9 protein-coding genes are annotated in these 14985 nt (G+C 68.9%); 3 read left to right on the top strand and 6 right to left on the bottom strand.

Annotation, left to right across the window (positions count from 1 at the left end):
- Positions 1-6: 6 nt before the first annotated feature.
- Positions 7-1233 carry an ROK family transcriptional regulator gene (locus LR394_RS17835; RefSeq protein WP_231443331.1) on the bottom strand — a complete coding sequence of 409 codons (1227 nt, stop codon included), beginning with the start codon at positions 1231-1233 and terminating at the stop codon, positions 7-9.
- A gap of 191 nt (positions 1234-1424) precedes the next feature.
- Here LR394_RS17835 and mmsA point away from each other — a divergent pair, with 191 nt between their 5' ends.
- The 3 genes from mmsA to LR394_RS17820 are packed head-to-tail and all read left to right on the top strand — an operon-like array spanning position 1425 to position 5419.
- Positions 1425-2972 carry a multiple monosaccharide ABC transporter ATP-binding protein gene (mmsA, locus tag LR394_RS17830; RefSeq protein WP_231443330.1) on the top strand — a complete coding sequence of 516 codons (1548 nt, stop codon included), beginning with the start codon at positions 1425-1427 and terminating at the stop codon, positions 2970-2972.
- Positions 2969-4255: a multiple monosaccharide ABC transporter permease gene (gene mmsB / locus LR394_RS17825; protein ID WP_231443327.1), complete on the top strand. Its 1287-nt coding sequence runs from the start codon at positions 2969-2971 to the stop codon at positions 4253-4255. The genes mmsA and mmsB overlap by 4 nt, the downstream gene beginning before the upstream one ends.
- Positions 4256-4315: 60 nt before the next feature.
- Entirely contained in the window at positions 4316-5419 is a 1104-nt protein-coding gene (locus LR394_RS17820; RefSeq protein ID WP_231443325.1) for a substrate-binding domain-containing protein, read from the top strand.
- Here the strand turns inward: LR394_RS17820 and LR394_RS17815 are convergent, their stop codons facing one another.
- The 5 genes from LR394_RS17815 to LR394_RS17795 all read right to left on the bottom strand — a co-directional run bounded on the left by LR394_RS17815 (position 5420) and on the right by LR394_RS17795 (position 14760).
- Positions 5420-6739: an ATP-binding protein gene (locus LR394_RS17815; protein ID WP_231443324.1), complete on the bottom strand. Its 1320-nt coding sequence runs from the start codon at positions 6737-6739 to the stop codon at positions 5420-5422.
- A 31-nt stretch (positions 6740-6770) separates the two neighbouring features.
- On the bottom strand, positions 6771-7880 hold the full coding sequence (locus LR394_RS17810; protein ID WP_231443322.1) for a DUF2235 domain-containing protein: 1110 nt from the start codon (positions 7878-7880) through the stop codon (positions 6771-6773).
- A 52-nt stretch (positions 7881-7932) separates the two neighbouring features.
- Positions 7933-9129 carry a glycosyl hydrolase gene (locus LR394_RS43025; RefSeq protein ID WP_231443320.1) on the bottom strand — a complete coding sequence of 399 codons (1197 nt, stop codon included), beginning with the start codon at positions 9127-9129 and terminating at the stop codon, positions 7933-7935.
- 189 nt (positions 9130-9318) lie between these two features.
- Positions 9319-12432, bottom strand: coding sequence for an ATP-binding protein (locus LR394_RS17800; RefSeq protein WP_231443318.1), 3114 nt, complete (start codon positions 12430-12432; stop codon positions 9319-9321).
- A gap of 9 nt (positions 12433-12441) precedes the next feature.
- On the bottom strand, positions 12442-14760 hold the full coding sequence (locus LR394_RS17795) for a putative bifunctional diguanylate cyclase/phosphodiesterase (RefSeq protein ID WP_231443316.1): 2319 nt from the start codon (positions 14758-14760) through the stop codon (positions 12442-12444).
- Positions 14761-14985: the final 225 nt, after the last annotated feature.

Raw genomic sequence — 14985 nt, 5'->3', positions numbered from 1 at the left:
CATGACTCAAAGCGAGAGCAGGTCCGAGACCTGGGGTGAGTAGTTGGCGTAGAGCACCAGCGCGGCGCCGCCGATCGCCACGGCGTCCCGGGCCAGCGGCGAGAGCACGACCCGGGTGGTGTGGATCTCCCGGGCCATCAGCCGGGTCTGCAGCGCCCGTTCCACGATGAGCCGGAAACGCTCCTCCACGTGGCGGATCCCGTGCCCGCCCAGCACCACCAGGTCCACGTCGACGATGTTCACCACGTTGATCACCACCGTCGCCAGGTGCTCGGCGGCCTGATCCACCACTGAGCCGGCGAAGGAGTCCCCCTCGGCCGCGGCCCGGTACACCGCGTCGTGGTCGAGGGTGGTGAGCCCGTTCAGCGTCGAACCCGCTCCTTCTCCGGAAGCCAGCCGCCTACGCACGTCCGCCACGATCGCGGTCGGGCTGATCAGCGTCTCCAAGCAGCCGTTGTTGCCGCAGTAGCAGCGCGCACCGTCGGGATGCACCGAGGTGTGGCCGAATTCGGCGGCGTTCTTCGAACCACCGCGATGCACCTGGTGACTCAGGATCAGCCCGCCGCCGATCCCGGTGCCGAGGAAGAAGTAGGCGAAGTTGGCCACGCCCCGGCCGGCTCCCGCCCAGCGTTCCCCGATCGCCGCGGCGGTGGCGTCGTTGTCCAGCGTGACCGGCAGGCCGGTGGCCTCGGCAACCAGGCGTTTCAGCGGCACCCGGTTCCAGCTGGACAGTTGCGGCGGGCTCATCAGCAGGCCGTTGCCGTGATCGATCGGGCCGGGCGTGACGAAACCCAGCCCCAGCACGTCCTGTCGGGCCACGTTCGCGCCGGCCAGTACCTTCTCGACCAGATCGGCCACCGACCGGGCGATGCTCTCGGGCGTGGCGTCGGGCGGAGTCGGGCGGCGCATACTGCCCAGCGGGGTACCCAGCAGATCCACCACCACGCAGGACAACTCGACCGGGTCGAAGTGCACACCGACGGCCCGCCCGGCAGAAGCGTTCACCCGCAGGCGCATTCGGGGCTTGCCCCCGCTGGAGGAGCCCGTCCCGTCTTCCCGCACGATGCCCTCGGCGATCAGACGACGCACGATTCCGGAGACGGTCTGCGGTGTCAACCCGGTCAGCGCCGCGATCTCCACCCGGCTGATCCCGTCGGCGAACTGGATCTTGTCCAGGACCACGGCCCGGTTGTACTGCCCGACCCGGGGGAGGTTGGTTCCGGTCTGGCGCACAGTCAGCCCCTTCGTCTCACCGTTCGTCGACACAAGTTCGCGACGCCGTTGACTTAGTAAAACAATTGAATTTAGCGTTCGGCGAGTGGCTGAAGCTGCGATGCGGGGAACGGTCGCAGCTTTCACCACCGGACGACGAGGTCCCTGGCACAGCCCCTGAACAGCTGTGCGAAGCCAGTTTTGGAGGAGGCATGGACGCTGCTCCACCGCTCCTTGAGATGCGCTCGATCACCAAGGAGTTCCCCGGCGTCAAGGCGCTCGAGGATGTGAACCTGCTCGTTCACCAGGGCGAGATCCATGCGATCTGCGGCGAGAACGGCGCCGGCAAGTCCACCCTGATGAAGGTGCTCAGCGGGGTGTATCCGTACGGCTCGTACCACGGGTCGATCGTCTACCAGGGGGCCGAGACCAGGTTCTCCGACATCCGCAGCAGTGAACGCGCCGGCATCGTGATCATCCACCAGGAACTGGCTCTGGTGCCGGGGATGTCGATCACCGAGAACATCTTCCTGGGCAACGAACCCCGGCGCTTCGGCCGGATCGACTGGCAGGCCGCCAACCGCCGGGCCCGGGAACTGATGTCGATGGTGGGGCTCCGGGACGACCCGGACACCCTGGTCAAGGACATCGGGGTGGGCAAGCAGCAGCTGGTCGAGATCGCCAAGGCGTTCGCCAAGGACGTCCGGCTGCTGATCCTGGACGAGCCCACCGCGGCGCTGAACGAGACCGACTCGCGGCACCTGCTGGACCTGCTGCGCGGGTTCCGGGAGCGCGGGATCACCTCGATCATGATCTCGCACAAGCTGAACGAGATCGAGGCGATCGCCGACTCGATCACCATCCTGCGCGACGGGCACACGATCGAGACCATCGACGTGCGCCGCAGCGGCGCCGACGAGGACCGGATCGTGCGGGGCATGGTCGGCCGCGAGCTGAGCAGCCGTTTCCCGGAGCACCGGCCGGAGATCGGCGAGGTGTTCTTCGAGGTCCGGGACTGGACGGTGCGCCACCCGATCTCCACCGAGCGGCTGGTCTGCAAAGGCTCCAGCTTCACCGTGCGGCACGGCGAGATCGTCGGTTTCGCCGGGCTGATGGGGGCCGGGCGGACCGAGCTGGCGATGAGCCTGTTCGGCCGCTCGTACGGGGTCTACCTGGGCGGGCAGGTGTACAAGGACGGCCGCCCGATCGAGCTGCGGTCGGTGGCCGAGGCGATCGGTCACGGCCTGGCCTACGTCAGCGAGGACCGCAAGGCGATCGGGCTGAACCTGCTCGACGACATCAAGACCTCGGTGGTGGCGGCCAAGCTGAGCAAGATCACCCGGAACGGGGTGCTGGACAAGGCCGCTCAGTACCACCAGGCCGAGACCTACCGCCGGAGCCTGCGGATCAAGACCCCGAGCGTGGACGAGGGGGTGGTCAAGCTCTCCGGCGGCAACCAGCAGAAGGTGGTGCTGGCCAAGTGGATGTTCACCGATCCGGACCTGCTGATCCTGGACGAGCCCACCCGGGGCATCGACGTCGGGGCCAAGTACGAGATCTACGGGATCATCCAGCAGCTGGCCGGCCAGGGTAAGGGGGTCGTGGTGATCTCCTCCGAGCTGCCCGAGCTGATCGGCCTGTGCGACCGGATCTACACCGTGGCCGAGGGCCAGGTGACCGGTGTGACCGCCCGCCGGGACGCCGATCCCGAGACCCTGATGAAGAAGATGACCTCGACGAAGCGGACCCCGAGCCGATGACCTACGTGAAGGACCTGCAGCGTTTCCTCTTCGGCGGGGGCACCTCGAACGCCCGCCAGTTCGGGATGATCTTCACCCTGGTGGCGATCATCCTCTTCTTCCAGATCCGCACCGACGGCCTGCTGCTGACCTCCGGCAACCTGATGGCGCTGATCCAGGGCTACGCCTACATCTCGATCCTGAGCATCGGCATGCTGATGGTGATCGTGGCCGGGCACATCGACCTGTCGGTCGGTTCGGTGGCCGCGTTCACCGGGATCGTGGTGGCCAAGGTGATGGCCGAGCAGGACCTGCCCTGGCCGCTCGGCATCCTGCTCGGGCTGCTGGTGGGAGCCGCGATCGGGGCCTGGCAGGGCTTCTGGGTGGCCTACATCGGGGTGCCCGCGTTCATCGTCACCCTGGCCGGGATGCTGCTGTTCCGCGGCGGCAACCAGTACATCGGCAACGCCGACACCATCCCGGTGCCCGAGGGTTTCCGCCAGATCGGGGCCGGCTACCTGCCGGAGATCGGGCCGAACACCGGCTACAACAATCCCACTCTGCTCCTGGGTTTGGTGATCTGTGTGGCGGTCGTGGTGCGAGAACTGCGGGCCCGGCGGGTACGTCAGCAGATGGAGGGCGCCACCCCTGCCCCACTGTGGATCGCCGGGGTGCGGATCGCCGTCCTGGTGGCCCTGGTGGTCTACGTGACCCTGCGCTACGCCGGGGGGCGAGTGGGCACCAGCTTCCCCATCTCCGGCATCATCCTGCTGGCATTGGCCGTGGCTTACTCGTTCTACACCCGAAACACGGCCGGGGGCAGGTACATCTACGCGGTCGGCGGCAACTCCCGGGCCGCCGAACTGTCCGGGGTGAAGCTGCGGCGGGTCAACTTCATGGTCATGATGAACATGTCGGTGCTCGCCGCTCTGGCCGGCATGATCTACGTGGCCCGCTCCTCGGCCTCCGGCCCGCAGGACGGACTGAGCTGGGAACTCGACGCCATCGCAGCCGTTTTCATCGGCGGCGCCGCGGTTTCCGGCGGCCTGGGCACGATCAGCGGGGCCATCGTCGGTGGCCTGGTGATGGCCGTGCTGAGCAACGGCCTGCAGCTGATCGGCACCGGCTCGGACATGGTCCAGATCATCAAGGGCCTGTTCCTGCTCGCCGCCGTGGCTCTGGACGTCTACAACAAGAATCAGGGACGCTTCTCGATCCTCGGGACTCTCAGCCGTCCCTTCCAGCGGGGTTCCGGCAGCCCGGATCCCGCCTACGAACCACCGAAAGCCTATACGGCCAAATGATTCACCTGCCCGCGAATCACTCCCGATGCTGATCCCAACCCAATGGAGGGCTGTTCCAGCATGCGCACTTTCCTGACCAAGAGCGTCGTCGTCGGCGCCGCAACCCTGCTCGCCCTGACCGCCTGCGGTTCCGAACGAGATGCCTCCAGTGACGACCCGGCCGAGCCGGAAGCGGGTTTCGCCCAGGACTCGCTGATCGGCGTGGCCCTGCCCGCCAAGACCTCGGAGAACTGGGTGCTGGCCGGTGACCTGTTCACGAACGGCCTGAAGGAAGCCGGTTTCCAGGCCGACGTGCAGTACGCCGGGGCCTCGACCACCGTGGCCGACCAGCAGTCGCAGATCAACGCCATGGTCACCAAGGGCGCCAAGGTGATCGTGATCGGCGCGACCGACGCGGCCCAGCTGGCCACCCAGGTCTCCCAGGCCAAGCAGTCCGGGGCCACGGTGATCGCCTACGACCGGCTGATCACCAACACCGGCGACCTGGACTACTACGTGGCGTTCGACAACTTCAAGGTCGGTGAGCTGCAGGGCCAGGCGCTGCTGGACGGAATGAAGGAGAAGAAGCCGAACGGCCCGTACACGATCGAGCTGTTCTCCGGCTCGCCCGACGACAACAACTCCAAGGTGTTCTTCGACGGCGCGATGAGCATCCTGCAGCCGGCCATCGACTCCGGCGACGTGGTGGTCGGCTCGAAGCAGACCAGCATCAAGCAGACCGCCACCCAGGGCTGGGAGGCCGAGAACGCCCAGTCCCGGATGGACACCCTGCTGAACTCGGCCTACACCGGCTCGAAGGCACCGGACGGGGTGCTGTCGCCGAACGACAACCTGGCCCGGGCGATCATCACCTCGGTGGAGGGCGCGGGCAAGCCGGTGCCGGTGGTCACCGGGCAGGACTCCGAGGTGGAGTCGGTGAAGTCGATCATGGCCGGTCAGCAGTACTCCACGATCAACAAGGACACCCGCAAGCTGGTGGCCCAGACCATCACCATGGTGAAGGCGCTGCAGGCGGGCGACGAGCCGGAGATCAACGACACCGACTCCTACGACAACGGTGAGAAGGTCATCCCCTCCTACCTGCTCGACCCGGTGATCGTGACCAAGGAGAACGCCGCCGAGGCCTACGCCGACGACCCCAAGCTGGGCCCGCTCACCAAGTGATCAGGTCTGGGCGCCGCTGAGGCGGCTGATGGCGTGCAGCAGGTCGGCCTGAGTGATCGGACCGGCCTGCCCGCCGCGGGCCTCCGTCATCGCCTTCTCCAGCTGGGCGCGGCGCAGGACCTCGGCGAGGTCGGCCCCGGACAGGCCGGCCGCCCGCTCGGCCAGTTCCGCGACCGAGATGTCTTCGGCCAGGAGCTGGAAAGTGGGATGGTGCCGGCGCAGGGCGTCGAGCTGCTTGGTCAGGATGTCGGCGCGGGCGGCCCGGCCGGGCAGGGGCACGGCGAGCTTGATGTCGAAACGGCCCGAACGGATCAGGGATTCGTCCACCCGGTCGGGGAAGTTGGTGGTGGCCACCACGATCACCTGGGGGTTGGCCTCGATCAGGGTGTTCATCTCCTGCTTGAAGATGCCGGCCACCGAGTTGATCGCCTGGTCGGCCGAGCCCTGCGGACGCCCGGCGTAGCTGACGATGCTGTCGAACTCGTCGAACAGCAGCACGGTGGGCTCGCGGTAGCCGCGGGCCTCGGCGAACACCTTGGCGATGTTGCGTTCCGAGGCGCCCATCCAGCGGTCCAGGATCTCGTTGCTGCGGATCTCGCGCAGCGTGCCGCCGATCTCGTTGGCCAGCGCCCGGGCCAGCGTGGTCTTGCCGGTGCCGGGAGGCCCCCACATCAGGATGCCCTGCGGGCGGCGGGCACCCCAGCGGGCCATCACCTCGGGATGGCGGAAAGAGTCGGCCACGTCGCGCAACTGGCTCACGACTGCGTCCAGCCCACCCAGATCATCCAGTCGTACATCGTCTTTCGCAGGTGCCACCGAGTCCGCAATCCGGAAGGCCTTGCCCTGCAGGAAACGTTCGTTCCCGGTACGGCGAATCCCGAGAGCCACCAGCAGATCAAGGACGTCCCGCAGCCCTTGCGCGGTCAGGGAACCGGACGCGACGGTGGCCAGAAGGCGGTCGGTGACCCGCCCGTCGAGCAGAGGACGTCCGGTCACCGTTCGCACCTCGATGCCGGTTGCGGTGGTGGTCGGCTCCCCGGTGCGGCTCTCGCCCTCGAACAGCCGGCCCAGCGCCTCGAACACCGGCGCCACGTAATCGGTTCCGATCATGAACTGGTGCAGCGGGCCGTCGAAGCCGGGCTCGCGGGTGGTCACCCGGCCCTCGATCCGGATCTGGCCGTCCACCGTCCCCAGCAGCAGTGCCAGTTCCTTGCCCGGGCCGGCCAGCACCGGGCGCAGGCCGGGCTGCTGCGCCTGAGCGAGCGCGCCCTCGGCCGCGCTCAGGTCGAAGCGGGCGCCGGCGGCCTCGAAGCTGTCCATCTCGTCACGATAGCCCGGGTCCGGGCGGCTCTCATCCGCTCTGGTCCGCCGGTTCGGCGGCGGACTCGGCAGACCGGGCCCCGGCCAGCTCACCCGGGTCCACCTGCAGCCGCCCGGCCCACGAGACCAGATTGGCCGGGCGGTAGTTCGCATCGGTGCGCCAGCGCTCGAACACCGAACCGTCGATGGTCTCGTTCAGGTTGTGCGACCAGCCGCTGCGGGTGCGGGTGGCCAGCGGCGGGCGCCCGATCGGCCGGTGGAACGGCCGGCCCAGGCGGGTGAGCCGGTAGAAGCCGAGCAGGAAGGTGCCGAAGCTGTCCTGGATCGGCAGCAGGTGATCGCCCGGATCGGCGGGCACCGGCCCGGCCAGGTCCAGACCGCACTGCTCGGCCTTGGCCCAGAGCCAGGCCAGCGGGATCCGGGCCAGGCTGGGGTCGTCGCGATTGCCGCCGACGTCGGAGTGCGCACCGACGAACCAGCGCTGCTCCAGCTGCTGGTCGGCCCGCAGCGGGCGCAGCGGCTGCCCTTCGGGGCGGAATGCGGTCCAGAGGGTGGCCTGGTAGGCCTCGCGGTGCTCGTCGATCGCGAGCGCGTGAAACATGTTGCGGTAGCGCACACTGGGGTTGGTGTTGTGGAACCGGGTGGTGCTGCGGCTGATCCCGCGGATCCGGCCCCAGGGCACCCCGAGCGCACCGACGGTGTCCCAGACGCCGAGGAAGTGGATGTCGACCTGCCGGGCGCCCGGGGCGAGTTGGCGTTTGCCCTGCCGGTACTGCTCGTAGACCTCGGGCACACCGGTGGCCGAGCCGCGTTCGAGCAGACCGCAGCAGGCGATCAGGCCGGCCAGCGACCGGGCGGTGAAGGCCCCCCGGCTGAAGCCGAACAGGAAGATCTGGTCGCCGTCGTCGTAGTTGTCCACCAGCCAGCGGTAGGCCTGGTGGATGTTGCGGGCGGTGCCGAAGCCGAAGATCCCGCCGCGCAGCCGCTCGAACCGTTCGGTGCCGACCCCGGGCAGGTAGTTGCTGCGCTGCTCGATACCGTCGCTGCCGGTCCCCGGGGTCACGGCGAACATCCGCGAGACGTTGCTGCGCGCGGCGGGCCGGTTCCAGGTTCCGTCGAAGAACAATGCCAGCCGCTTCACCGCGACCCCCTTGGACGAGAAGGTCAAACAGGATACTGCGCGGCCGCCGGGCTCAGGACCCGAACAGCTTACGGAAGGTCTTTCCGCCGGCCGGGAAGGACTTGGTGAGGCTGTGCCTGCCCTGCTCGGAGTTCAGATTGAAGTAGTTGGCGTAGGCGACGTTGTTCTGCGGACGGCTGATGTAGTCGTGCATGTACTCGACGAACTTCGGGTTGTCACCGCCGCCGGTGTCGTCGAAGCGGTCCCACAGGCCCCATTCCGGCAGGGACACCGGCTTGTCGCGCTGGGCGGCGAAATCGGTCCAGAAGGCCAGGCCGTGCGGACCGCCGTAGATCGCCTCGGTCCAGGCCCGGGTCTGGCGTTCTTCCCGGCACGCGGCGCTGCACTTCTTCGGGTACGGGTACACCCCGCTGTGCAGGTCGTAGACGTCGATGCCCACGTAGTCCACGTAATTGTCACCGGGGTAGTACTTCTCCCCCGGGTTCGGGTTGAAACCGTTGTTGGGGTTCCAGTCGAATTCGAACTTCTGCCCCGGGACCGAGCGCATCGCGTCCACGATCTCGCGGTAGTACCGGATGAAGAGCTTCTCGTCGTCGGTGCCCCAGGCCCACGAGCGCAGGTTGAACTCCCAGCCCACCCGCAGGATCGCCGTGCTCTGGCCGCCGGCCACCAGGTTCTCGGCCAGCTCGACGAAGTGCTCGTTGTACTCGCCGCGCCCGCCCTGGCGCATCAGGCGATTCTTCAGCTTCATCCCGTTGTCCGGGTTCAGCGTGCTGGGCAGCATCGGCACGGCGTAGACCAGGGTGTAGTCGCTGTCCTCCCACTCGGCCAGCAGCTGCACCGGGTCGGCGATGTCGGACCAGGTCTGGCGCGGGCCGAAGTCGGTGACGTAGGTGAGCTTGTGCCCGGCCCACTTCTCGAACCGGCGAGCGCCCTGGTGATCGGTGCCGGCGAAGACCCCGAGCCGCGCGGCCTTCGCCTTGGCCGGTTTCCGGGGCGGCTCGGACATCGCGGTCGGCAGGGCAGCCGGGTGCAGGCCCGGGCCGGCCGGGATCCGGGCGCTGCGCACCGCGCCGAGAACGACCACAACGGCCAGCGCCGTCACCAGCAGCACAGTGATGATCGGGGTGCGATGTCTTCCGGTCCAGACGCCCCATTCGCGTAGTCTCAGGCGCAACGTCTTGGGGGTCGGCCGCCATTCTTCGGCCGGACGGAAATCGGTCTTGGTCGGCCGATCATCGTAAATCACCGGAACACCTTGCCAGCCGCGGCCGCCTCATCCGGGCAATGCTGCCTGCGATCCGCAGAACAAGTTTGAAAAGACCGTTCAATCCCGTCGCGCCCGTCACAGAAACGCCCAAGTGTTACAGGGATTTAACTGGCCCAAGGGCAACCCGGCATTTCACGAATGCACGAAAACGGGCGCTTCACACGGCCTTCAGGAACCCACGCGATCGGCCACCAGCCGTTCCAGAACCTCGGTGAGCTGAGCCGCTTTCCAGGGTTTGGGCAGGAAATCATCCATTCCGGCGTCCAGGCAGGCACGCCGGTCCTCGTCGAACGCATTGGCCGTCATCGCGATGATCTTTACCGGATCACCCTTTTCGGCCGCTTCGGCGGCGCGGATCCGGCGGGTGGCCTCGAAACCGTCCACGTTCGGCATCTGGCAGTCCATGAAGATTGCGTCGTAATGGCTGGAAAGGGCGGCGGCGACCGCCTGCTCACCGTCCTCGACCACGTCCACGGCCATCCCCCGGGCCTGCAGCATGGCCCGGGCCACCAGCTGGTTGGTCGGGTTGTCCTCGGCCACCAGAACGCGCAGCGCCTCAGCTTCCACCGACGGGCGGCCGCGGTCGGCCTCGGCCTGCCGGGGAATCCTGCGCTCGTGGCTGCGGCGTACCGCCGGCAGCGGCAGGATCACCGCGAAGGTGCTGCCCTGGCCGGGTTCGGAGGTCACCGAGATGCTGCCGGTCATCGCCTCGACCAGCCCGCGGGTGATGAACAGGCCCAGGCCGGTGCCGCCGTAGCGCCGGGTGGTGTCGGCGCTGGCCTGCTGGAACGGCTGGAACAACCGGTCCTGCTGCTCCCGGGTCATCCCGATCCCGGTGTCGATCACCTGCAGCCGGACGTCCTCGCCGGACTCGTCCAGCTTCAGGGTCACCGAGCCGGTGGGGGTGAACTTGGTGGCGTTGGCGATCAGGTTGGTCATCACCTGCCGGACCCGGGTCGGGTCGCCCCGGCGGATCGAGGTCAGCGCCGGGCTCACCTCCAGCCGCAGTTCCAGGCCCACCTCGCGGGCGCTCATCCGGGAGGGCAGCAGCGACTCCTCGGCCAGCTCGCGCAGGTCGAACTCGACCTCCTCCAGGTCCACCCCGCCGGCCTCGATCTTGGCCAGGTCCAGGCCGTTGTTCACCAGGTCGAGCAGCACCCGCCCGGAGGTGTCGGCCCAGCGCGCCCACTGCGCGGCCTCCGGATGGTTCGGGGTCTGGGCCAGCAGCGTGGTGAACCCCAGCACGCCGTTCAGCGGAGTCCGGATCTCGTGGCTCATCGACTGCAGGAACTGCGACTTCGCCGCGGACGCGGCCTCGGCCGCCTCCTGCGCCAGTTGCAGCCGCCGGTTCGCCTCCTGCAGCTGCTCGGCCCGTTCGGCCAGGTCGATCTCCCAGCGCCGCCGCTCGGTCAGGTCACGCACCACGTAGACCCGTTGCGAGACGCCGAAGATCGTGTCGTCGTCGCGCACGTACAGGGCCGCGGCCTCGACCGGCACGAGATGCCCCTGTTTGTGCCGCAACTGGGTGACGTGGCTGCCGAACCGGCCGTCCACGCCGACCTGGTGGCGCACCTCGGTGAAGACCTCCAGTGCCTCCTCGTCGCCGGCGAGGGCCGCGGTGGAGGGCAGTTCCAGCAGCTCGGACACCTGGTACCCGACCAGCCCGGCGTAGGCCTCGTTGGCGTAGTCGATGCCGTACCCGTTGGTGACCAGCACGCCCTCACCCAGGTCGCTGAGCAGCTTCAGCAGGCGTTCGTAGCGCTCGTGCTCGGACCGGACCTTCGCCTCCAGCCGCCGCCGCTCGGTGACGTCGTGGAAGACGGCCACCGCCCCTCCCCCGGGCACCCCCGAATCCGTGGCGTCCAGCGGACGTCCGCTGACACTGATCATCAGACCCTGCGGACGATCGGGGTTGCGGATCACCAGATCCACCAGGTCGGTGGTCTCGCCGGCGAGCGCCCGGACCAGGGGCAGCTCGGCCGTGGGGAACGGGGTGATCCCGTCGGTGCGGTAGATCCCGTAATGCTCCTGCCAGTCGCCCGGCCGGTCCACGTCCTCGGCCACCCCGAGCATCGCCTTGGCCGCCCGGTTGTGCAGCAGGAAGGCCCCCTTACGGTCGACCACCCCCACCCCGTCCGCGATGCTGTCCAGCACTGCGGAGAGCAGTGCGGCGTCCCGCTGGGAGTTGCTCTCGGCCTTGCGCCGGCGTTCCACCGCCGCCTCGGCTGCGTCCAGCGCGTGCCGCCGGGCCGCGAACAGGCCGTAGATCAGCAGCAGCACCAGCCCGGTGATCACCAGGCCGGAGGCGCCGAGCGAGCCCGCCAGCGGACTGCTCACCGCGTCGGACAACGCCTGCGTACCGTGCGCGGTCAGGACCCACCGCTGCTGGCCCACGCTGAGCTCGGCCTCCTGCACCGGCGCCCCGGACCATTTCTCGCCGGTCGGCACCTGGGCCAGCTCGGCCGTCGGCTTACCCGAACTGGTGCTGCTGATCGTCACGTTGGCCTGGCCCTGCACGGCCGGCGGGATCACCTCGCGGGCCAGGTCCTGCACCCGCATGCCGAGCAGGATCCACTCGGTCGGCTGGTCGTTGTCCGGGTCCGGCACCGGCGTCACGATGGTCAGCGACAGCTGCTGCCGGTCCTTGGGCAGGTTCCGGTCCTTCAGCAGCACGTACTGGTCGGAGACGGTGGTCTCGTTGGTCAGCCGGGCGGTCTCCAGCGCCTCGCGCAGCTGGGGCTCGGGCATCAGGTCGCGGCCGATCACCCCCGGGTGCCCGTCCAGTGAGATGCCGACCATGCCGAACACGTGTTCCTGCACCCCGGAGGCCGGGTCCAGGGTCAGCTCGGTCATTCCGCGCTTACGCCACAGCGCCTGGGTCTCGGCCAGTTCGGCATCGGTGGCCGAGGCCGCCAGCGTGATCCCGGCTGCCCCGGCCAGGCTCTCGGAGAACAGCGGGGCGACGATCCGGTCCAGCTCCTGCCGGTCGATCCCCGGGCGGGCGCCCACCGCGGCCGCCACCTGCTGCGCGGTGGAGACGTAGCGCTGGGTCGCGTTCACCACCGACCACCGCGCGATCTGGGTCCGCTGCTCCAGTTCGTCCTGCGCGGTCTGCTCCTGCCAGCCCCAGACCGTGCGCACCAGTGCCCCGGTCACGGTCAGGCCCACCAGCAGCACGATCAGCAGCAACCCGACCGCCGGAGCACTGATCCGCCGCCTACCCCGCACCGAGCTCACGGTGAAGGCATCGACCGCCCGGCCAGCCGCCCTGAAGGGGGTCACTCACCCGGGCTAGCGCGAGTTGAAGACCGTCTCCTGGTTCATCACCCAGGCGTACAGCTGCACCGCCGGCAACGGTGGGCTGTACACATAGCCCTGCACCTCGTCGCACCCCAGCTCGCGCAGCAGGCCCAGCGTCCCGGACTGCTCGGCGCCCTCCGCCACGATCCGCAGGCCCAGCTGATGGGCCAGGTCCACGGTGCCGGAGACGATGGCCCGCACCCGGGTGTCGTGCTGGATCCGGGAGACGAAGGCCCGGTCGATCTTCAGCTCGGTGGCCGGCAGGTCGCTGAGGTAGGCCAGCGAGGAGTAGCCGGTGCCGTAGTCGTCGATACTCAGGCCGAACCCGGCCTCCACGATCAGCCCGCACATCTGCATCGAGCGTTCCGGGTCCTTCATCAGCGTGGTCTCGGTGACCTCGAAGGTGATCACCGAGGGGTCGATGCCCGCGCCGACGATCTGCTGCAGCATCACCGGGAAGGCCGGGTCGGTCAGGCAGACCGGCGAGAGGTTTACCGAGACCCGCAGCGGCGCCAGGCCGGTGCGTTCCCAGGTGGCGGTGTCCCGCAGGGCGCTCCAGACCACGAACTCGGTGAGCTCACCCATCCGGCCGTTGCGCTCGAGGAGGTCCAGGAAGTCGCTCGGGGGCAGTAGGCCGCGCTCGGGATGCTGCCAGCGCACCAGTGCCTCCACCCCGGCCACCCGGCCGGTGCGCATCGAGACCTGCGGCTGGTAGTACACCTCGAAGGGCAGCCCACCGTCGGCCTCGGCGTTCTCGAAGGCCGCAATCAGATCCAGGGTGAGCTGGTTGTGCTCGCGCCGGCGCCGGTCCAGGTCCTGGTCGTACAGGCTGACCTGGACCCGGGAGGTCTTGGCCACGTACATGGCGGCGTCGGCCCGGCGCAGCAGCTCGTCGTCGTCGATGCTCGGGCCCACCCCGAACGTCTGATCGCCCGAGGCCACCCCGATGCTCAGCCCGACCGAGAAGTCGAAGTCCGAGCGCTCCACCGATTCGGCCAGCCGCCAGGCCACCGCCAGGGCATCGGCACTGCTGGTCCCCGGTAGCAGCACGGCGAACTCGTCGCCGCCGAGCCGCGCGGTCATCCCTCCGGGAGGTGTGCCCCGGCGCAGGCATTCGGCCGTGAACGCCAGCACCTGATCACCCACGGCGTGCCCGTGCCGGTCGTTGATGATCTTGAAGTCGTTCAGGTCGATGATCAGCATGGCCCGGGACCGCCCGGCCGGCCTACCGGCCAGCGCCCGGGTGAAGGCGCGGCGGTTGGCCAGGCCGGTCAGGTCGTCGGTGAGCGCCTCCTGCTTGCGGATCGCCAGGTCGGTCAGGTCCCGGATCAGGTGCAGCGAGCGGGTGCCGGCGATCAGGATGGCCAGGGCGCCGAGCACCACCGCGGCGGTGGTGAGTTCCGGGTCCAGGCGGGTGGCCAGCAGCAGCACCGCCAGGCCGCCCGTCATCACCAGCAGCGCGCCGTGGCTGATCTCCTTGGTGGTGGCCGGTTTGGCCACGGCCTGCCGCTCCGGGATCAGCGCGCAGCCGGCCAGCGTGACGATCAGCAGCATCCAGCCGAGGCTGAACGAGAACCGTCCGGCGGTCAGGACCGACGTGGTCACGCTCTCGGGGAGCAGGCCGGTCGAGGGCGAGAGCAGGGTGCCGGCCAGAGCCAGCAGCATCGCCCCGAGCCCCAGCCGGATCCGGACGTCGCGGGCGCCCGGGTTCAGCAGCGACACCGTCACCGCGGTACCGGTCAGCACGAAGATCGCGCCCAGGCCGAGCAGGTGCAGCTGAGCCGAAAGCCAGGATCCGGGCCAGTTCTCGCCGTGCTGCGCGATCAGCGCCAGGTTGCCGAAGGCGGCCACGGCCAGGGTGGCGCCCAGCCCGTTCAGCAGATCGCTCGGGTCGGCGGTGCTGGTCCGGCTGCGGTTCCACAGCGTCATGCCCTGGTGCAGCATCAGGCAGGCCACCAGCACACCCACCGAGAACACGTACGGGCCAAGCTCTCCCGTGCCGGTGACCAGTCGGACCACCAGGTCGGCACCGGCCGCCAGAGTGGAGACCATCCCTGCGCGGGTGAACCAGGCCCACACCTTCACCACGCCCGGCTCGCTACGCGCCACCCGCGCCACCAGCACGGCGGTGGCGGCAGCGAGCACGGCGAAACGGGCGCTGGAGGCGGCCTGCGACCACGAGACCAGAGTCAGCGAAAGCCCGACCACGAGACCGACGATGCTCAGGGCCAGCCACAGGGTCACCGAAAAGGCCGAACGAGACCAGAGGACGCGGGTGCGCGCCAGCAGCGATCCCGTTGCCTGAGCCATGTGGTCGCTTCTTCCGCCGAAACCAGTGGTGCTGACGCCGGTCCGCCACCGCGACAGCACGGCGAAGCAGACCGTGTGCTTCGTTCGGCACTCACCGCGCGGATATGAGGCCCGCCAGAAGGTCTAATCCGTTCGGGCCAGCCGGTCACGGCCGGTAGTGGGCCCCGGCCCCAGTGCGCGAAAGCAGATCGGGGCAACAATGTTTGCTCCCGACAAACTTTGTTG

This window comes from Kineosporia babensis, from assembly GCF_021129305.1.
GTDB lineage: Bacteria > Actinomycetota > Actinomycetes > Actinomycetales > Kineosporiaceae > Kineosporia > Kineosporia babensis.
Note: the sequence above shows the minus strand (reverse complement) of the source record. Positions and strands in the feature narration are given on the sequence as shown.

Coding starts and splice junctions, on each gene's coding strand:
- mmsA (WP_231443330.1), top strand. CDS start 1,425: ATGGACGCTGCTCCACCGCTCCTTGAGATGCGCTCGATCACCAAGGAG.
- mmsB (WP_231443327.1), top strand. CDS start 2,969: ATGACCTACGTGAAGGACCTGCAGCGTTTCCTCTTCGGCGGGGGCACC.
- LR394_RS17795 (WP_231443316.1), bottom strand. CDS start 14,760: ATGGCTCAGGCAACGGGATCGCTGCTGGCGCGCACCCGCGTCCTCTGG.
- LR394_RS17820 (WP_231443325.1), top strand. CDS start 4,316: ATGCGCACTTTCCTGACCAAGAGCGTCGTCGTCGGCGCCGCAACCCTG.
- LR394_RS17815 (WP_231443324.1), bottom strand. CDS start 6,739: ATGGACAGCTTCGAGGCCGCCGGCGCCCGCTTCGACCTGAGCGCGGCC.